We start from the raw sequence: 19,365 nt of genomic DNA, 5'->3' as shown, positions 1-19,365 counted from the left end.
TGCACCAACGGGAGGAAACAATGCGATCGACCTCAAAATATCTCGCCGCCGCGCTCGTGATGTACGGCACCGCGGCCTTCGCCGATGAACAGGCCGAGCAGTTCCGCGACGCGTTCCTGGACGGATCGGCCGGCTGGGAGGACGTTCGGGCGCGGGCCAAGGACGAAGGAACCGTCAATCTCTATTATTGGGGCGGCAACGATGTCCTCAATGTGTGGATGGACCGCGTGGTCGCGCCGGCGATGGAGGCGGAAGGCGTCAAGCTCAATCCGGTGCGCATCACCGGCACCAAGGACGCCATCGACCTTGTTCTGGCGGAGAAGAACTCCGGCAAAGGCGTCGGCGACGGCAGCGTCGATGCGATCTGGCTGAACGGCGAGAATTTCGCCACCCTGAAACGCCAGGACGCGCTGTTCGGCAGCTTCGCGCAGTTGCTGCCGAATGCAGCAAACATCGAATGGGATCAGTCCGACAGCCGCTCCCTGCTCAATTTCCGGGATTTCGGCGTCGAGACCGAGGGCAAGGAAATGCCCTGGTCGGGCGAGCAATATGTCTGCGCGGTCAACGCCGCCCGGGTCGAGGCCGGTGACGTGCCGTCGACCTTCGAGGAACTGCGCGCCTATCTGGAGAAGAATCCGGGCAAGTTCACCTATATCAAGCCGCCGCATTATCTCGGCAACACGTTCGTCCAGGCCGCGATCTACGCGCATAATCCGGACGGCAACGGCGCGGAAGCCTTCCAGTCCTCGCTCGACGAGATCGGAGCGGCGGAACTCGCGCGCCTGATCACGCCGGGACTGGAATACCTCAAGGGGCTGGAGCCGCTGCTTCTGGACGCCAATGGCGGCAAGCCGCGCTATCCGGAAGACAATGCGGCGCTGGACGGGCTGTTCCTAAACGGCGAGGTGAATTTCAACTGCAAGTTCGGCCTCTACGCCGTGGCGACCGGCCTTGCGACCGGCACCTATCCGGAAAAAGCCCAGGAATTCATCTTTCCCAAGGGCAACATGATCAAGAACAAGAACTATCTGGCGATTCCGGCGAACGCGCCGAACCCGGCCGCCGCGCTCGTGCTCGTCGACTATATGACGTCGGTCGACGCGCAGGTGTCCAAGCTGAAGAATGTCGGCATGCCGGCCGGCATCGATCCCTGGAAATTGTCGGATGAAGATGCCGCCGCGCTCGCCGAGGCCTCACCCGGCCATACCGGCGTCAACCAGGCCGAACTCGACGCCAACACCGCCCCCGACACCAACGCCACGCTGGTCGATGTGATCGAGGCGACCTGGCTGGACTATATCGAGCGCGGCAGCGACGCGCCGATCGCCGATATCGTCGCGCGCGCGGCGGAAAACCTGAACAAGTAGCAACGTCGCCGCCGCCGCATCGCGCGGCGGCGGCTGTCCGCGCCCGGAGGTCACGGTGACACAGGCACGCCACGACATGAACCGCAGGCGGGAGCGGCTGCGCGTCATCCTGCAACTGACGCCGATCCTGGCGGTGTTGTTCGTGCTGTTCGGCGGGGCGCTGGTGCTGGCGGTTTTGCAGTCGCTCGGTTTCGCGCCATGGTTCGGCGTCAATACTTTTCCCGATTTTTCCTATTTCGGCGCGCTGTGGTCGTCGGCCTCGTTCTGGTGGTCGCTGGGGCTGACGCTCTACTACGCCACCGTGTCGACGGTGATCGCGCTGGTGCTGGCGGTGCTTCTGGCGCTGGCGCTGATCAAGGCGTTTCCCGGCAAGACCTTTTACAAATATCTCTACAAGCTGCCGCTGATGATTCCCTACACGGTCGGCATCGCGCTTGCCGTTTTGATGCTCAGCAATGGCGGCATGTTGTCGAGGCTCGCCGCCTTTGCCGGGCTGATCGACGATCCGGGGCAGTTTCCGCAAATCCTGAAGACCCATTATGGCTGGGGTATCATCGCCGTCTACGTATGGAAGCAGGTGCCCTTCATCACGCTCGCCGTTTATGCGGTGCTGTTGGGGATCGGGCGCGAGACGGAGGAAGCGGCCGCGATCCTGGGGGCCGACCGCAAGACGATCTTCTTCCGCGTGACCCTGCCGCAGATCCTGCCCGGCATCGTGTCCTCGACGCTGATCTGCTTCGCCTTCAATGTCGGCGCCTTCGAAGCGCCGTTCATCCTCGGCGGCGGCTTTCCCGACACACTGCCGGTGGTCGCGTGGCGCTATTTCAACGATGCCGACTACACGCTGCAGCTGCAGGGCATGGCGACGGTGGTGTCGATCGGCCTCGTCTCCGGGGTCATCCTTTTCGCCTATCTGGCCGCCTATCGGCGCTACGAGATGAATATGGGGCGGAACTGAGATGGCCTTCAAAAACGTGCAGAGCCTGTCGGAGCGCCTGTCGCCGTTTCAGAAATTCTATCTGATCGTGATCGCCGGCTTCATTCTGGGACCGTTCATTCCGCTGCTGATCCAGAGTTTCGCGTTCCGCTGGGCCTGGCCGGACCTGCTGCCGTCGACCTGGTGGCTGGAGCAGCGCGACAAGTCGATGCTGCCGCTCGCCTGGGACTATGTGTTCTCGCCCTATTCGCGGGTCTGGGAGGCGACGGTCAATACCGTTTTCATCGGCAGCGTCGTCACGGTGATCTGCCTGGCGATCTGCCTGCCCGCGGCCAGGGTTCTGGCGCGGGAGCGCTTTCGCGGCAAGAGCGCGTTCGAGTTCTTCCTGTCTTTGCCGCTGATCGTGCCGGAGGCCGCCATCGGCATCGCGCTGTTGATGATCTTCATCCGGCTCGGCCTGGCCGGCAGCTATGTCGGCATCATCATCGCCCATCTGATCCCAACCATTCCCTACATGGTGCGCATGCTGACGGCGGTCTATCAGGGCCTGGGCCGGGATTTCGAGGAACAGGCGATGATCCTGGGCGCCAACCGCCGGCAGATCCTGTGGCGCGTGACGCTGCCGATGCTGCTGCCGGGCGTGGTGGCCGGCGCGTTGTTCACCTTCCTGGTGTCGACCAACATCTTCCTTCTGACCTTCTTCCTCGGCCAGGGCCAGATCGTCACGCTGCCGACGCTGCTGTTTTCCAAGATCTCCGGCGGCACGCTCGATGCCTCGGCCGCCGGCATCACGCTGATCGTCACCCTGCCGGGGATCATCCTGCTCATCCTGTCGGAACGCTTCATCAAGGAAGAGGCGTTCGGCAAGGGTTTCGGAAATTGAGGACACGACCATCATGACGACACCGGCTTCGATCCTGGAGCGCTTCCCCATCCTGCCTGCCGAGTTGGTGAGTGAACGTCTGGGACGGCCCGCTGTCCTGCCGCGGGTGATCATCGACACCGACGCGGCCAACGAGATCGACGACCAATATGCGCTCGCCTGGGCGCTGCTTTGCCCCGAGCGGCTCGATCTGGAAGGTGTGACCGCGGTGCCGTTTTCCTTTGCGCATCATCGCGACGGGCTGATCCGCAGCGCCGAAATCGTGCGCGCCGGCGGGCCCAAGGACGCCGAGGAAGAACGCTTCATGGGCGGGCTCGGCGGCTGGGCCGAACGGGTGGTGGCGGCCGGGCGGCGGGCCGAGGACATCCGCTTCGTCGGGCCGGAGGAGGGCGCGGAGCTCTCCTATCAGGAAATTTTGCGCGTGTTCGACAAATGCCATTTGCCGGCCGCCGGCAAGGCGTTTCGCGGCTCGCCCGGCTATCTGACCAGCCTGGAGGAACCGCTCGACACGCCGGCGGCGCGGTTCATCATCGAGCGCGCGCGCGCCAAGGGCGACGGGCCGCTCTATGTCGCCGCGATGGGGGCGTTGACCAATGTCGCCTCGGCGCTGCTGATGGCGCCCGACATCATCGAAAACGTCGTCGTGGTGTGGACCTCGGGCTTTCCCTCCCACGCGCCGTTTTCCAACAAACCGTCGCTCAATCTGGTCCAGGACCGGCTGGCTTCGCGGCTGTTGTTCGATTGCGGCGTGCCGCATGTCTACCTGCCGGGCTACCATGTCGGCGCGCAGCTCAAGATATCGCTGCCGGAGATGGAGCGCTTCGTCAAAGGCCGCGGCGCCATCGGCGACTATCTGTTTTACCTCTACACGCACAATCCGCTGCACGAGATGTTCGCGATCACCGGCACGCAGACCAAGACCTGGGTGATCTGGGACGTGATCAACATCGCCTGGCTGTTCGATCCGCGTTACGTCGCCACCACGCTGACGACCTCCCCCGTCCTCGACGAAGAACTCTACTGGCGCCACCCCGGCGGGCGGCATGCGATGCTGGAAGCCTTCGACATCAACCGGGACGCGATCTTCGAGGATTTCTACGCCGTGCTCGAACGCCAGCCGCCGCGCTGAGGCGTAAAGCCGGCGCCGTTTCGTTCCAGCCGGTCCCTGACGCGTGGACGCCGTTCGTTTTCCTTTCGAGCGGTTGCTTCGTCATGATCACGACACGCCCCAAATGGGCCTATACGCTGCCGTCGATCCTGCTGCTTCGCTCGCAGGCGAAGGTCCTTGACAGTCATCGGCGACCCTTTCGATGTCCTGCTCGCGCCTCGCGCCTCGCGCCTCGCGCACGCGGTTGCCGGACGGGCCTGCAACGGGAAATCGCCGGATCGCGTTGGAGATAGAACGGTTCCTGCCGGCGGTTGCCGGTTCGGCCCTTGGGCGCGACAGGTCATGTCGTGCGGCGGATCACCAGTTCCGGCGCGAAGGACCGGCTTTCGGCGTGGCTATCGCCCGCGATCAGCCTTTTCACCAGTACGCCGGCGTAATCGCCTACGGCTGCGACAGGATAAGCGACGGTGGTCAGCGGGGTGGCGAGGACCTGTGCGATCCGTATGTCGTTGAACCCAACCAGCGCCATGTCCTCGGGGATGCGCAGGCCATGCAACCGTATCGCCTCGATCAGGCCGAGAGCGATGGCGTCGTTATGCGCGAAAATGGCGGTCGGGCGCGGCGACGCGGCAAGCACGGCGTCGAACGCCTTTCTGCCGGCCGAAGACGTCGCCTGCCCGGTATAGATGGCCTGCGAAATCTCGTGCATGCCCTTTTCGGCGCAGACGCGCGTGAACCCGGTTGCGCGATTGTTGAACGTCGTCGCCAGGGCCGGGCCCTGAACCTGGCAGACCACCTTGTGGCCTCGTTCGGCGAAATGACCGGCGACGATCGCCCCGCCGATATGATCGTCGCAAAGCGCGGACGGCAGCGACAGGGCGGCGAGGCTTCTGATGGCCAAAACGACGGGAACGTCGCGGGCTGCGTCTTCCAGGATGGACTTATCCGCCTCGGTGGAGGCGAGCGAGATGATTGCGTCGACCCGGTGCGAAAGAAACGTCTCGATCAACTGGCCGGCGGCACCCGGCTGGTCCAGCGTTTCGGCAATCAGCGGTGTCGCTGGCTTGCTCTGGCCCGCGTTGAGCGAAGCCATGAAGGCCCGGATCACATTGATGAAGGTCTCGTTTTCAAGATCGGGCACAAGCACGCCGACGGTCTGCGAGCGGCCGCGCCGCAACGCAGCGGCCGTGAGGTCGGGACGATACCCTTCGCTCATCGCGATCTCGCGGATGCGGTCGCGTGTTTCGGGCGCGACGAGATGGCCCTTGTCCTCGCTCAGCGCGCGCGAGATCGTGGACCGGTCCACTCCGAGCCGAAGCGCGAGTTCCTTCATGCTGGGCCGTCTCATCGGTGCGTCGTCCTTCCTCTTTTCACGCGCCGTTGCGGGTTTTCGATCGGTCCCGTCCGGTGTTCGTTTGCTCGCATTGGTGTGTTTTTAGTTCTCTTTGCCGGGAAAGTTAATGACGGTTCTGCTCCCGGTGCCGACCTTGCCCGTTAGAGCGTGCTGCTGGACGCCAAACAGGCCAATATCATCATAGAAACAGCTAAAACGTGATTGCAATCGATTGTTTTTGTGATTGCAATCGATTGACATGAAAATTTCAAGAGATTATGGCTCGATCAGAAACAGGGAGGAAATCATGAACAAGAGACGTTTTTTAGCGTTGGCGATGTCGCTGGCGGCGGTGCTGCCGGTTGCCGCCGTCGCGCAGGAGCCCGATGGCAAGCTCGATGGCGGGGGCAAGGAAATCGTCGTTTTGATGCCCAGCCGCAGCAATGCCTATCTGGCGCAATGGATACGCGGGGCTGAAAAGAGCGCCACCGAAGCCAACTACAAGCTGACCGTCATCGAAAACAATTTCGATCAGACCGAGCAGGACGCGCAGACCCAGCAGCGCATCAGCGCGGCGAACCAGCCGGCGGCCTATGTGTGGTGGCCGGCCGACAACCAGGCCGGCCTGGCCACGCTGCGCAGGCTGAGCCGCACCGGCGTGCCGGTTTTCCAGGTCAACCAGGCCCTGCGCCCCGAGGCCAAGGATATGGTCGTGGCCTATGCGGGCGTGGATGATTTCTTCAATGGCCAGGTCGGCGGCAAGAACGCGCTGGCCGCGCGCGAGGCGTTCGTCGCGGCGGGCAACACGCTGTCGAGCGAAGGCGGCAATCTCGTCATCCTGAAGTTCATTCCCGGCTATTCGGCCGGCGACGATCGCGAAAGGGGTTTTCTGGACGCAACCAAGGACGCTCCGTTCAACGTGATCGCGTCGGAATATGCCGGCTTCGACAATGCCAGCGGCTACAAGGCGATGAGCCAGCTCATTCCGAGCATCCGCGGCAAGGGCATCGATTTCGTCTATGGTGGTTCGGACGGGCCGGTGACCGGCGCGATCCAGGCGCTGGAGGAAGTCGGCCTGAAGCCGGGCAAGGACGTATTTTTGGTCAGCGCGACCTGCATCGCCGATATTTCAGCGGCCGAGACGGCCAAGGAATTCGCCACCGGTGTCCAGTCGGCCGGGCTCGAGGGCTGGTTTTCCATCAATGTCGTCGCCCGCTATTTCGAATATGGCGAGACCGTAACGGACGGCACTTACATCGCGCCCGACGATGCCGAGGCGCGGCCGGACTTCAATTTCGCGCCGAGCAAATACAACGTCATCCCCAATCCGCAGGTGGTCGTCGGTACCGATCCGACCGGTGCCAAGGAGGCGCTCGGCACGTTCAAATTGTGGGGTGAAACCTTCGCCGACCATTGCGTCTATTGATGCGGTAACGGGGCAGGGCGGGCGGCGACGCTCCGCCCGTCTCGGCCGGGTCCGGCCGGCGGCGGCTTATCGGGCCGTGCGCGGCCCATCCCATCTCGTGGCTGGCAAAGCGACAATGCTGGAAATCAACAACCTATCGAAATCCTACGGTCCGGTGAACGCGCTAAGCGATGTGAGCTTTACGGCGCGGCGCGGCAAGGTCACGGCGCTGCTCGGCGAAAACGGGGCCGGCAAGTCGACGCTGGTCAAGGCGCTTTCCGGTCTGATCGCGCCCTCGTCCGGCGCGGTTCTTCTGGATGGCCGGCCGGTCGATCTGTCGAGCCCGGAAAAGGCGGCGCGATCGGGCCTGGCCGTCGTCCAGCAGGAAATCAGCGTTCTTTCCAATCTTACCGTCGCCGAGAACTTCATGCTCGCCAGCCCGTCCGGCGTGTTGCGCCGGCGCCAGGCCGGGGCGCGGTGCAGGCCGTATCTGGACAGGCTGGGGCTCGGTCATGTCCCGGCCGACGCTCCGGTCGCCGAACTGACAATCGGCGAGCGCCAACTCGTGGAAATCGCCCGGATGCTCGCCCAGGACGCCAACGTGCTGGTGCTGGACGAGCCGACGGCGGCGCTGGCCGATCACGATATCGACCTCGTGCACGAGGCAGTGCGCCGGCTGGCGTCGGAGAACAAGGTCATTCTCTACATCACCCATCGCCTGAACGAGCTGAACGAGATCTGCGACGATGTCGTGGTGCTGCGGAACGGCCGACTGGCCGACCGGTTCGAAACCCGCCACGCAAGCATCAACCGGGTCGTTCAGGCAATGATCGGCCGCGAACTGGAAGAGCTCTACCCGCCGCGCCCGGAAGCCGGCGGGATGGCCGCGGCATCTGTCGTGGAACTGGACAAGGTGACCACCGACGACCTCGCCGAACCGTTCAGCATGGCCTTGCGGCCCGGCGAGATCGTGGCGACCTGCGGGCAGTTGGGAAGCGGCCTCGTCGAGCCGCTGCGCGCCATATCCGGGATCGTCGCGGCCCGGCAGGGCACGATCCGCTTCGGCGCGGCCGGGAGCGGAACGGCATCGGAGGGCGCGCGCATCGCCTATTGCTCGGAAGATCGCCAGCATGACGGGTTCTTCAACAATCGGGCGGTGTGGGAAAGCCTGAGCGCGCCGGCGCTCGCCGCATCGGGCCTGTGGGGTTTTGCGAGCCCGATGCGTCTGCGCCGATCGGTCGACCGTATCGCCGAGCGCATGACGATCCTGCCGGCCTATCGCGAGCGACAGGTCAGCGCGCTGTCGGGAGGCAACGCGCAAAAGGTATCGATCGGCAAATGGCTGTCGAACAACCCGCGGATCCTGCTGCTGGAGGAGCCAACGCGCGGCGTCGACGTCGGTGCGCGCGCCGAAATCTACGCTTTTTTGCGCAAACTCGCCGACGAGGGCATGGCGGTGCTGTTCGCCAGTTCGGATCTCGATGAGGTGCTCGGCTTCGGCGAGCGGGTCGCGATCTTTCACGCAAACCGGATGGTGCACCAGGCGCCGACGGACGGCCTCTCCCGCGACGCGCTCGCGACGTGGATTACGCATGGGGGACTGGAGATTGACTGATCCCGCCGCATACGAGCCCGCGCCGGCCAATGCCGTGACGCGGGAACGCAAATGGCTGAAGGATCTGGGACCGTTCGTTCCGATCGTCGCGCTCGGCGGCATCGCCGCCCTGACGGTCGACGGCTTCGGCACCACGCCGAACCTGATCGCGATCATCCAGGCCTCGGCGATCACCGGCATCGCGGCGATCGGAACGGCCGCGATCACGATATCCGGCAAGTTCGTCAGCCTTTCCATCGAGCAGCAGGCCGTGACCTCGGCCTATGTGTTCGCCGCCCTCTACACCGCCGGGGCGCCGGTTCTGGTGGCCGTGCTCGCCGCGTTCCTGGTCGCCGCCCTGCTCGGCCTTGTCCAGGGCTATCTGGTGTCGCGCGGGCTGAACCCGATCGTCACCACGCTGGCCTTCGGCTCGGTCCTGTTCGGCACGGTCGTGCTTCTGGCCGATAATCGCACGATCACGCTGAGCCCCAATCCGATCGCCGAACTCGGCGGCGGCACGACTTTCGGCGTGCCGAACCAGGCGATCATCTTCGTCATCCTGCTGGCGGCCGGGTCGTTCCTGCTCGCACGCACCAAATTCGGGCGTCAGTTGGTGCTCACCGGCGCCAATCCCGAGGCGGCCAAGATCATCGGCATACCGACGCGGCGGATCATCATGATCGCCTTCGTCGTGGCGGCGCTGGCCGCGGCCGTCGTCGGCATCTTGGTTGTCGGTCAGGTTTCGCAGGCAAAGAGCGACATGTTTCGCGGCCTGACCATCGACGTGGTCGCGGCCGTGCTGGTCGGCGGCATCGCCATTCAGGGCGGCGAGGGGCAGCTATGGCGCGCCGGCTACGGGGCGATCGTGCTGACCATGCTCGGCAACATCATGCTGCTTGTGGGCATAGATGCCGGCACCCGCGAATTGCTGAAGGGTCTTTTGGCCGGCGCGGTGCTGATTTCCATGACGGTCCTGAAAGCGCGCAACCGATGAAGGGCTTCTTGCGGATGAACACCGGCTTCCAGGTGCGTATCGCCATTTTGGTAACGCTGCTCATCGGACTGTCCTCGTCGATCCCGGGCTTCCTGTCGCTCGCCAACGCCTCGTCGGTGATCGAGAATGTCGGCCTGATCGGCCTGGTGGGAACCGGGATCATGCTGACGATGATCGTCGGCCAGCTCGATCTCGCGGTGGCCTCGGTCGCCGCCGTCGCCGCCATCATGGCGCTGTCGTTGGCCGGCGACTCGCTGCCCCTCGGCATCGTGGTCGCGTTGGTGATGGCCGGTCTCTACGGCGCGGTGATCGGCTATGTGATCGACCGGACCGGGGTGAATTCGCTCGTGCTGACGGTCTGCATGCTGATCGCGCTGCGCGGGCTCGCGCTGGTGATGACCCCGGATCGTCCCGCCATCCTGCCGTTCGAGATGTTCTGGGTATCCGACGGCCTGGTGGCGCAATGGGGCCCTCTTACCCTGATGGGCATCATCTGCCTGGTGGCGATCGGCTGTGTCGGTCTGGCCTTGCGCCATACCAAGCTGGGCCTGTCGATGTACGCCGTCGGCGGCAATCCCGAACGCGCGCGGGGATCGGGCGTTTCCACCGCGCGGGTCTATATGGCCGCCTTCGCCGGCTCGGCGATGCTGGGCGCGGCGGCCGGCATTCTGGCCGCGCTGCGGTCCGGTTCGGCCTCCGGCCTCGGTTTCGAAAGCTTCCTGCTTGCCGGCATCACCGTGGCGGTGGTTGGCGGTATTCCGCTCGAGGGCGGGCGGGGAACGGTCGTCAACGTTCTTCTCGGGGCGCTGATCATCCGGCTTATTTCTTCAGCGGTCGCGCTCGGCGGCATTCCAGGATCGTTCGAGAGCATCGCGGTCGGGGGCATCCTGCTCGCCATGCTGCTGCTCGACTACGGTCTCGGGCGGCGGCGGCAGTCGGGGGCGGCCAGGTCGCGCGCCGCCGCCCTTCAAAACCCATCCACCCATACCAACGGAGGTTGATACCCATGAGCGACAGCAAAGGAGGCGCCGTCGTGACCGGCGCGGCGCGAGGCATCGGACGCGAACTCGCGAAAGGCCTGCTGGAGGACGGTTTCGGCGTGGTCATCGCGGATGTCGACCCCGAGGTGGGCGCCCGCACCGTCGAAGAACTGGCCAAGGAACACGGCGATCGCGTGGCGTTCGCCAGGACCGATGTCACCAAGCGCGCCGACGTGGCCGCCGCGGTCGCCACCTGCCGCAAGCATTTCGGATCGATCAACGTGATGATCAACAATGCCGGTTTCAACAAGCCCGAGCCTTTCCTGGAGGCCAGCGAGGAAACCTGGAACGCCATCCTCAACGTCAATTCGCTCGGCGTGCTGATCGGCACGCAGGAGGCGGCCAAGGCGATGATCGAGGACGGCGTCAAAGGCAAGATCATCAACACCGCCTCGATCGCCGGCCGGACCGGTTTTCCCGATTTCGCGCCCTATTCGGCCAGCAAGGCCGCGGTGATCAGCCTGACGCAGGCGGGAGCGCGCGCGCTCGCCGGCAAGGGCATTACCGTCAACGCGTTCGGTCCGGGCGTGGTCGACACGCCGCTATGGGAAAAGCTCGACGCGGACCTTCTCGCGATGGGCGCGAGCTCCGCGCCGGGCGAGGCCATGGGCGCGCTTGCCGACCAGATCCTGCTGGGTCGCGTGGCCAAGCCGTCCGACGTGGTCGGCACCGTGCGCTTCCTGTGGTCTGCGCAATCGGACTACATGACCGGACAGGTGGTGCTGATCGATGGCGGGATGGTGCTGCAATGAGCGCGCGCACGGGTGTTCTGACCGGCGCGGCCGGAGGCATTGGTCGCGCCACCGCCGAGCGCCTGGTGAAGGAGGGCTGGTCGCTGGTGCTGGTGGATCGCGAGCCGTCGATCCGCAACCTGGCCGCCTCGATGGAGGTCGGTTCCGGACAGCGCGTCCTCGGCGTTGCCGCCGACATCACCGATCCGGCCACCTATGGCGGGATCGATGCCGCGGTGGCCGAAATCGGCGCGCCGCTCAAGCTGCTCGCCCTGGTTGCCGGCGTCCTGCAGGAGGTCGGGGCGATCGAGACGCTCGCGATCGCCGAATGGGACCGCGTCTTCAACGTCAATCTGCGCGCCAACATGCTTTTGATGAAAAATTTCATACCGGCGCTCAAAGCCGCCGACGGCGCGGCGATCGTCACCGTGTCGAGCTGGTACGGCAAGAGCGGGCATGGGTTCTTCGGCGCCTATTGCGCGTCCAAGGCGGGCCTGATCTCGCTGACCCATACGGCGGCCGACGAACTGGCCAAGGACAAGATCCGCGTCAACACCGTCGCGCCGGGCAACGTCGCCACCAGCATGCACCTCGATGCGCTGACCGAGGAGGCGCAAAAGCGCGACATCAGCTTCGAGGCGATGAAAAAGATCGAGTGGGACAAGATCCCGCTGGGTCGCGCCGCCGATCCGTCCGAAATCGCCGATGCGATCAATTTCCTGGCCGGCCCGGACAGCAAATACATCACCGGAGCGACGATCGACGTGAATGGCGGCTGCCTGTTCTCATGACCCTGGACACGCGTCGACATGGCGATGGCGCGTCGCAGCTTCCGCCGCTTCCGGCCCCGGATACGGCGGTGCTGCGGCGCTGCTACGCCGACATGGTGCGCATACGCGGATTCGAGGAGCGCGCCGAGGCGCTTTTCGAATCCGGCGACATCAAGGGTACGGCGCATTCCTGCGTGGGGCAGGAGGCCATCGCCGTCGGCGCCTGCGCGGTGCTTGAGCCCGATGATTACGTCGTGTCGCATCATCGGGGCCATGGACACTGCATCGCCAAGGGGGCGGACACCGAACGGATGATGGCCGAACTTTTGGGGCGTGCGACCGGGTACGGTCACGGGCTCGGCGGGTCGATGCATATCGCCGCCATCGACCGGGGCATCCTTGGCGCCAACGGCATCGTCGGGGCGGGGATCGGCATCGGCACCGGGGCCGGTCTGTCGGCGCGGATACGCGGAACCAGGCAGGTCTGCGTCGCCTTTTTCGGCGACGGCGCGGCCAATGAGGGTATTTTCCACGAAGCGCTCAATCTGGCCGCTTTGTGGAAGCTGCCGGTGATCTTTTTGTGCGAGAACAATCAGTATGGGCTGTCGCTGGGTGTCGGCGACGCGTCGTCGGTTGCGCAGATATCGGCGCGCGCGGCCGCCTACGGCATGCCCGGCGAGACGATCGACGGCAACGACGTGACAGCTGTCATGGATTCAGTGGGGGCCGCCGTCTTGCGCGCGCGCGATGGTCAGGGCCCGAGCCTGATCGAGGGCATGACCTATCGCTGGGGCGATCATTCCATGCGCTCCAACCTTCCCTCATATCGCTCCGGCGCGGAGGAAGAGGCCTGGCGGCGCGACCGCGATCCGGTTGTCCACGCCGCCGGGCTCCTCGCGCAGAGGCAGGTGGGCGAGGCAGCGCTCGCCCGGATTCGCGCCGCGGCCGACGAAGAACTCGACCAGGCGGTGTCGAAGGCACTTGGTGCGCCAGAACCCACCCGGGAGATCCTGTGGCCAGCAGTGCAGATGCCCGCCTTGGCGGTCGTCGAACCGGCGGACCCGGCTGCCCGGCCGCTCAGCTATGTCGAGGCGATCCGCGAAGCGATGCATCAATCGATGGAGCTGGACGATCGCGTCATCCTGCTCGGCGAGGATGTCGGCCGGATCGGCGGCCTGTTCCAGTGCTCGGCGGGGCTGCTCGAAACGTTCGGCCCGAAACGGGTACGCGACACGCCGATTTCGGAGAACGCGATCATCAATGCCGCCGTCGGCGCCGCGCTCACCGGCTTGCGCCCGGTGGTCGAGGTCCAGTTCTTCGATTTCATCACCCATATGATGGATGCGATCGTCAATCAGGCGGCGAAACTGCGCTTCATGCTCGGCGGCGAGATCGGCGTCCCGCTGGTGGTGCGTGGTCCCCAGGGTGGCGGCATCCGGCTGGCGGCGCAGCACTCGCAATCGTTGGAAAGCTGGTTCGCCCATATTCCCGGACTGACGGTGATCGCGCCATCGGATCCATACGATGCCAAGGGCCTGCTCGCGGCCGCGATCCGCGACAACAATCCGGTCGTCTTCATCGAACACAAGCTGCTTTACCAGCGCAGCAATGGCGAGGTGCCGGAAGCCTATTACACGCTGCCGATCGGCAAGGCCGATATCAAGCGCGTCGGCGCCGACGTAACCGTGGTGGCGACAATGGCGATGGTCTCCGCCGCCCTGTCGGCGGCGCGTACGCTGGAACGGGAAGGCATCGGGGCCGAAGTGATCGATCCGCGCACGCTGCGCCCGCTCGACATGGACACGATCATCGCCTCGGTGCGCAAGACCAACCGATGCGTCGTCGTGCACGAGGGATGGAAATCATATGGCAGCGGCGCGGAAATCTCGGCCCAGATCATGGAACAGGCGTTCGACTATCTGGATGCGCCGGTGGCCCGGATCGGCATGGACGAGGTGCCGATGCCGTACAATGCGGCACTGGAGCGCGAACTCATTCCCAATGCCGCGCGGATCGCCGAAGCCGCCCGCGCGGTCTGTTACCGAACATAACGCGTCCGTCGCTGCGGTGGGCGATCATCCGCAATCGAGTGAAAATCAACGTAGGAGAGGAAGAATGGTCAAGCGGCTCGATGTCGAGTTTCAGTCCGAGGGCGAAACCGTCCGCGGCTGGTTGTATGTCGGCGATGAAAACCGGCGCTCGCCCGCCGTCGTGCTGGCCGGGGGCTGGTGCTACGTGCGCGAGATCGTGATGCCGGTCTACGCGCAGGCTTTCGCCAGTGCGGGCATCAACGCGCTGGTGTTCGACTACCGCAATCTCGGTGTCAGCGACGGCGACGACCGCCAGCATCTGGATCCGTGGGCGCAGATTCGCGACTACCAGAACGCGCTGAGCTTCCTCGAGCGCCACGAACTCGTCGACCCGGACCGGCTCGGCGTATGGGGTATTTCCTATTCGGGCGGGCATGCGCTCATTCTCGCGGCGACCGATCCGCGGGTGCGCGCCATCGTCAGCCAGATCCCCGTCGTCGACGGTTACGAGAACATGCGGCGTGTTCACGGAACGATGGAGTATCGGGCGTTGTGGGATCTGATCTTGAAGGACCGCACGCTGCGCTATGAAAAGCCCGGCGAGCGGCTCTATCTCCCACACGCCACCGAAAACTCCGCCGAGGAGATTTCGTCATGGCCTTTCCCGGAGACCGTGCGGACCTTCATGGCGATCAAGGAAAACGAGGCGCCGCTCTACCAGAACAGCAGCACGGTTGAATCGGTCGACCTGCTGTTGAACTATGATGTCGGACCGTTTGTGAAACGCATCTACAATACGCCGACGCTGATGATCGTGGCGGAAGGCGACGACCTGACGCTGTGGGACCTGGAGATCGATGCCTTCAATCGGATTCCAACAAACAGGAAGAAGCTCGAAGTGCTTCCCCACACGTCGCATATGACGCTCTACTCCGACAAATCGAAGGTCGAGAAGGCCGCCGAGATGGCGACCGAATGGTTCGTCGAGACCTTGCAGCCGTGATGAACGACGGCCGGTCGCGCGCTTGCGCGGCCGGCCGGGCAATTGGCGAGGAGGCCAACAATGAACGGTGGACATAGTGGCTCCGGATGCGACCATTCCTGCGGAGCGGGGCCGTGCTGAGCGCCGATCTGTCCGGCAGGCATGCCATCGTCACCGGGGCGTCGTCGGGGCTGGGGCGGCATTTCGCGGTCGTGCTCGCGCGCGCCGGGGCGCGCGTGACGCTGGCCGCGCGGCGGCTTCCGGCACTTGAGGAGACGGCCTCGATGATCGCCGGCGCGGGCGGCAGCGTCGATGTCGTGCTGCTGGACGTCACCGATGCGGGGTCGGTCGCAGCCGCGTTTTCCTGTGAGAGCCCCCCGTTCGATATCGTGATCAACAATGCGGGCATCGCTCACAACGCCCCGGCATTGCAAACCTCCGCTGCCGATTGGCAAGGTGTCATCGACACGAATCTGTCGGGCGTCTTCAGGGTCGCCCAGGCCGCGGCCGGTCGGATGATCGCGGCCGGCATCGGCGGCAGCATCGTCAATGTCGCGTCGATCCTGGGATTGCGGGTGGCCGGCAACGTGGCCGCCTATTCGGCCGCCAAGGCCGGCGTCATGCACATGACGAGATCGTTGGCGCTGGAATGGTCGCGCTACGGCATTCGCGTCAATGCACTGTGCCCGGGTTATATCGAGACCGACCTCAATCGGGATTTCTTCGCCACCGATGCCGGGCGGGCCCTGGTCCGCCGGGTGCCGCAGCGCAGGCTGGGCAAGTTCGAGGATCTTGATGGTCCATTATTGCTGCTTGCCTCCGAGGCAAGCAGCTTCATGACGGGAACCGAGATCGTGGTCGATGGCGGCCATCTCGTCTCGTCCCTTTAGGGACAGCATATATGGATTTCACCATTTCGCCCCGCGTGGATACGCTTCGCGCCAACATCGCCCGTTTCGTGGAAAGCGAGATACTCCCGGTGGAGGCCGATCGGGCCGCCTACGATGCGCATGGCAATATCCGGCTCGACCGTCTCGAGCCGCTGCGCGCCAAGGCCCGTTCGGAAGGCCTGTGGTGCCTGCAATTGCGGCCCGAAACCGGCGGCGCCGGACTGGACAAGGTCGGTATGGCCGTCTGCTACGAGGAGATGAACCGCTCGATTTTCGGGCCGGTCGTGTTCAATTCGGCGGCGCCCGACGATGGCAATATGATGGTGCTCGAACAGGCGGCGACGGAACGGCAGAAGGAGCGCTGGCTGCAGCCGATCATGGAGGGCAAGGTCCGTTCCGCCTTCGCGATGACCGAGCCGCATCCCGGCAGCGGCTCCGATCCTTCGATGATGCTGACCGAGGCCAGGCGCACGGGCGACCGATACGTGGTGCGCGGCCGCAAATGGTTCATCACCGGTGCGGCGGATGCCCAGCATTTCATCCTGATCGCGCGCACTTCGGACGATCCGCGCCGGGGGCTGACAGCGTTTCTTTTCGATAAGGACCAGCCGGGCTGGCGGATCGAGCGACGCATCCCGATCATGGGACCGGAGGAACATGGCGGCCATTGCGAGATGGTGTTCGATGATCTGGAGATTCCCGCCGAGAACGTCCTGCTTGAAGAAGGCGACGGGCTGAAACTGACCCAGATGCGTCTCGGTCCGGCGCGGCTGACCCATTGCATGCGCTGGCTCGGCCTTGCAAAGCGGTCGGTCGAGATCGCCCGCACCTACGCGGCGGAGCGTTTCGCGTTCGGCGAACGCCTGTCTCGGCGCGAGAGCATCAGGCTGATGCTGGGCGACCTTGCCATGCAGATCGAGGTCGGGCGGCTTTTGGTCATGAAGGCCGCGTGGGAGCTCGATCGCGGAAACTTCGCGCGCAAGGAGGTTTCGATGGCGAAGGTGCATGTGGCCAACCTGCTCCACAAGGCCGCCGACACCGCGATCCAGATCAACGGCGCGCGCGGCTATTCGGCCGATACGCCGCTGGAATGGATCTACCGCTATGCACGCCAGGCGCGGCTGGTGGACGGGGCGGACGAGGTCCACAAAATGGTGCTCGAGCGCAATCTCGACAAGGAAGGGCGCGACTTCTGGCAATGGGACGTTGCCGGCGACTGAGACGTCGCTGCCCGAACCGCGATCTTGAAAGGGCAGCCGCTTCGGGGGTGAGCGGTTCCAAGCGACCAGGCGCCACGCACCTCCGGCCGCGCCATCAAGCCATCAGGCGCGGCGCCCGTGCGTGGCCGGAGCGGGCGCGCGCACCCCTGGCAACCAGCAGCGCCCGGCCGGGTCTGTGCATCGCGACGGCTGGTCAGACGAAGACCAGCACGATCTGCGGGAAGACGATCAGCAGGGCGGTCACCAGCAGCATCACCAGCGCGAAGGGAAACGCGCCGAGGAAGACATCCTCCAGCGTCACGTCGTAATTGGTGAGCGTACTTCGCACCACATAACATGACATGCCGAAGGGAGGCGTCAGCAACCCGATCTCGATCGCCATGATGGCGACGATGCCGAACCACACCAGGCTGATGTCGTAAGGCTGCAGCAGCGGGATGAAGAGCGGTACCGTGATCAGCAGGATCGACACTGAATCGATTATCGTGCCCAGCACGAGCGCGATACCGACAAAGATCAAAAGCACGACGAAGTAACTTGCGTCGAGCCCGGAAACCAGCGTGCTGATCTGGGTGGGAAGTCCGGAAATGCCCAGCATACGCGAATACATCGTCGCCGAGATCACCATGAACAGGATCGAGGAGCTGATATAGCCGGTCTCGATCAGGATATCCCAGAGGATGCGCCAATTCAGCTTGCGCCGCAGCAGTGCGGCGGCCAGCGCGAGCGCCGCGCCGACGGCTCCGGCCTCGGTCGGCGTGAAGATGCCGCCATAGATCCCGCCGAGAACGGCGATGACCAGCACCAGAGTGGGTCCCATCTTTTCCAGGAATTCGCGGAGGGTGAGGTCGTCCTCGTCAGCGGGGTCGGGTGCCGTGCCGCCACCGCCGACCGCCTTGGGAAAGAGCAAGGCAGTGACGAATATCCCCAGCGAGAAAAACACGGCAAGCAGCAGGCCGGGCCCGATGCCGGCCAAAAACATGTCCCCCACCGATTGCTCGGCGACGATCGCATAGACGATGAGCAGGATGCTCGGCGGGATCAGCATGCCGAGGACCGAGCTTCCCGCGACCGTGCCGACGGCAAAGCGCCGGTCGTAGCCGAAGCGGAGCATCTCCGGCACGGCGATGCGCGAGAACACCGCCGCCGAGGCGATCGTGACGCCCGTGATGGAGGCAAAAACGGTGTTGGCCGCGACCGTCGCGACCCCAAGCCCGCCGGGCAGTTTGCGCAGCAGACGATTGGCGACGTAGTAGCTGTCGCGCCCCAGATCCGCCGCGCTGACGAGCATGCCCATCAGCACAAACAGCGGAATGACAGCAAAAATATAGTCAGAGATGCTCTGTGCCGCGGCTTGCGACAGCATGTAGACAGCGACCTGAAAATTGTCGCGGATCAGCCACACGCCGACAAAGGATGTCATTGCCAGGACAAACGGGACATGAATGCCGAGATAGATCAGAACCAGCATCACGCTGACCGAGGCGATTCCGATTTCGATCGGCGTCATGGTGTCCCCCGGGACGCGGTCCCCCACATTACCCTCACGGCTCGTACGGCGATCGCCATGAGTTGAACAGCGGCCAAGCTCGCGCCCAATGCGATGGCCGCCTTGATCGGCCAGGACGGGAAGGTGAAAAGCCCGACCGTGCCGATGTAATAACCGTTGCGATAGTCGTTGATGATGCCGGGAATGGTGCCGTAGTCGATCAGCAGCATCAGCGCGACACCGCACAGCGCGGCGAAAGCGTCGATGAAACCGGCTATCCTCGGGCGTTTGTTGCGAAGGATATTCACAACGATGTCGGCCCGGGGCATGCGGTCCCGGGCCAATGTGTCGGCGAGCTGGAAAAAGACGATCGCCACGATCGAGATCTCGGCGATCTCGGTGACGCCCATGATCGGCGCGCCGAAGAAATAGCGTCCCGCCACATCGAGGCAAATCAGGCACATCAGCAAAAAAATGCCGATGGAGCCGATGGCGTTGAGCGCCGAGGCAGCGTAGCCGAGGGGCCCGGACGGGGACGAAACGCGTTGCGAACGCGTTTCGTCGGGTGTGTGCGGGGGCGCGCCGGTCATGC

Annotated in this window: 17 protein-coding genes; 14 read left to right on the top strand and 3 right to left on the bottom strand. The window is 64.5% G+C overall.

What is annotated here, in order from left to right; translation table 11 throughout:
• Positions 1 to 20 precede the first annotated feature (20 nt).
• Genes GN330_RS02010 through GN330_RS01995 form a run of 4 tightly spaced genes read left to right on the top strand, consistent with a single transcriptional unit; the run spans position 21 to position 4,316 of the window.
• Positions 21 to 1,367: an ABC transporter substrate-binding protein gene (locus GN330_RS02010; RefSeq protein ID WP_156710918.1), complete on the top strand. Its 1,347-nt coding sequence runs from the start codon at positions 21 to 23 to the stop codon at positions 1,365 to 1,367.
• 55 nt (positions 1,368 to 1,422) lie between these two features.
• Positions 1,423 to 2,325 (top strand): ABC transporter permease subunit, encoded by a 903-nt coding sequence (locus GN330_RS02005; protein WP_197434997.1) that lies wholly within the window; start codon positions 1,423 to 1,425, stop codon positions 2,323 to 2,325.
• Position 2,326: 1 nt separating this feature from the next.
• Positions 2,327 to 3,187, top strand: coding sequence for an ABC transporter permease (locus GN330_RS02000; protein WP_197434996.1), 861 nt, complete (start codon positions 2,327 to 2,329; stop codon positions 3,185 to 3,187).
• Positions 3,188 to 3,200: 13 nt separating this feature from the next.
• Complete coding sequence (locus GN330_RS01995; protein ID WP_156710916.1) at positions 3,201 to 4,316, top strand: nucleoside hydrolase; 1,116 nt, start codon at positions 3,201 to 3,203, stop codon at positions 4,314 to 4,316.
• A gap of 319 nt (positions 4,317 to 4,635) precedes the next feature.
• Here the strand turns inward: GN330_RS01995 and GN330_RS01990 are convergent, their stop codons facing one another.
• Complete coding sequence (locus GN330_RS01990) at positions 4,636 to 5,643, bottom strand: LacI family DNA-binding transcriptional regulator (protein WP_156710914.1); 1,008 nt, start codon at positions 5,641 to 5,643, stop codon at positions 4,636 to 4,638.
• Positions 5,644 to 5,935: 292 nt separating this feature from the next.
• On the opposite strand from GN330_RS01990, the gene GN330_RS01985 reads away from it, so the two are divergent.
• The 10 genes from GN330_RS01985 to GN330_RS01940 all read left to right on the top strand — a co-directional run bounded on the left by GN330_RS01985 (position 5,936) and on the right by GN330_RS01940 (position 17,284).
• Positions 5,936 to 7,054, top strand: coding sequence for a sugar ABC transporter substrate-binding protein (locus GN330_RS01985; RefSeq protein WP_197434995.1), 1,119 nt, complete (start codon positions 5,936 to 5,938; stop codon positions 7,052 to 7,054).
• 115 nt (positions 7,055 to 7,169) lie between these two features.
• Positions 7,170 to 8,648, top strand: a complete 1,479-nt coding sequence (locus GN330_RS01980) for a sugar ABC transporter ATP-binding protein (protein ID WP_197434994.1) — start codon at positions 7,170 to 7,172, stop codon at positions 8,646 to 8,648.
• Positions 8,641 to 9,621 (top strand): ABC transporter permease, encoded by a 981-nt coding sequence (locus GN330_RS01975; RefSeq protein ID WP_197434993.1) that lies wholly within the window; start codon positions 8,641 to 8,643, stop codon positions 9,619 to 9,621. The genes GN330_RS01980 and GN330_RS01975 overlap by 8 nt, the downstream gene beginning before the upstream one ends.
• On the top strand, positions 9,618 to 10,622 hold the full coding sequence (locus GN330_RS01970) for an ABC transporter permease (protein WP_197434992.1): 1,005 nt from the start codon (positions 9,618 to 9,620) through the stop codon (positions 10,620 to 10,622). The genes GN330_RS01975 and GN330_RS01970 overlap by 4 nt, the downstream gene beginning before the upstream one ends.
• Positions 10,623 to 10,627: 5 nt before the next feature.
• A complete protein-coding gene (locus tag GN330_RS01965) occupies positions 10,628 to 11,413 on the top strand; it encodes an SDR family NAD(P)-dependent oxidoreductase (protein ID WP_156710903.1) in 786 nt (261 codons plus the stop codon).
• Complete coding sequence (locus GN330_RS01960; protein WP_156710901.1) at positions 11,410 to 12,183, top strand: SDR family NAD(P)-dependent oxidoreductase; 774 nt, start codon at positions 11,410 to 11,412, stop codon at positions 12,181 to 12,183. The genes GN330_RS01965 and GN330_RS01960 overlap by 4 nt, the downstream gene beginning before the upstream one ends.
• Before the next feature lie 68 nt (positions 12,184 to 12,251).
• The gene (locus GN330_RS23920) at positions 12,252 to 14,213 is read left to right on the top strand and encodes an alpha-ketoacid dehydrogenase subunit alpha/beta (protein WP_343040166.1); all 1,962 of its coding nucleotides are present in this window, start codon (positions 12,252 to 12,254) and stop codon (positions 14,211 to 14,213) included.
• Positions 14,134 to 15,195, top strand: coding sequence for an alpha/beta hydrolase (locus tag GN330_RS01950; protein ID WP_343040165.1), 1,062 nt, complete (start codon positions 14,134 to 14,136; stop codon positions 15,193 to 15,195). Before GN330_RS23920 ends, GN330_RS01950 begins: the two co-directional genes overlap by 80 nt.
• 86 nt (positions 15,196 to 15,281) lie before the next feature.
• On the top strand, positions 15,282 to 16,064 hold the full coding sequence (locus GN330_RS01945) for an SDR family NAD(P)-dependent oxidoreductase (RefSeq protein ID WP_156710897.1): 783 nt from the start codon (positions 15,282 to 15,284) through the stop codon (positions 16,062 to 16,064).
• Between the two features lie 11 nt (positions 16,065 to 16,075).
• Positions 16,076 to 17,284 (top strand): acyl-CoA dehydrogenase family protein, encoded by a 1,209-nt coding sequence (locus tag GN330_RS01940; protein WP_156710895.1) that lies wholly within the window; start codon positions 16,076 to 16,078, stop codon positions 17,282 to 17,284.
• Between the two features lie 193 nt (positions 17,285 to 17,477).
• Here GN330_RS01940 and GN330_RS01935 read toward each other — a convergent pair whose 3' ends face one another.
• Both GN330_RS01935 and GN330_RS01930 read right to left on the bottom strand, forming a co-directional pair.
• A complete protein-coding gene (locus tag GN330_RS01935; RefSeq protein WP_156710893.1) occupies positions 17,478 to 18,794 on the bottom strand; it encodes a TRAP transporter large permease in 1,317 nt (438 codons plus the stop codon).
• Positions 18,791 to 19,363, bottom strand: a complete 573-nt coding sequence (locus GN330_RS01930; RefSeq protein ID WP_156710892.1) for a TRAP transporter small permease subunit — start codon at positions 19,361 to 19,363, stop codon at positions 18,791 to 18,793. Before GN330_RS01930 ends, GN330_RS01935 begins: the two co-directional genes overlap by 4 nt.
• Positions 19,364 to 19,365: the final 2 nt, after the last annotated feature.

Source organism: Nitratireductor arenosus, from assembly GCF_009742725.1.
GTDB classification, from domain to species: Bacteria; Pseudomonadota; Alphaproteobacteria; order Rhizobiales; family Rhizobiaceae; genus Mangrovimarina; species Mangrovimarina arenosa.
This window is presented reverse-complemented; position numbering and strand designations above follow the sequence as displayed.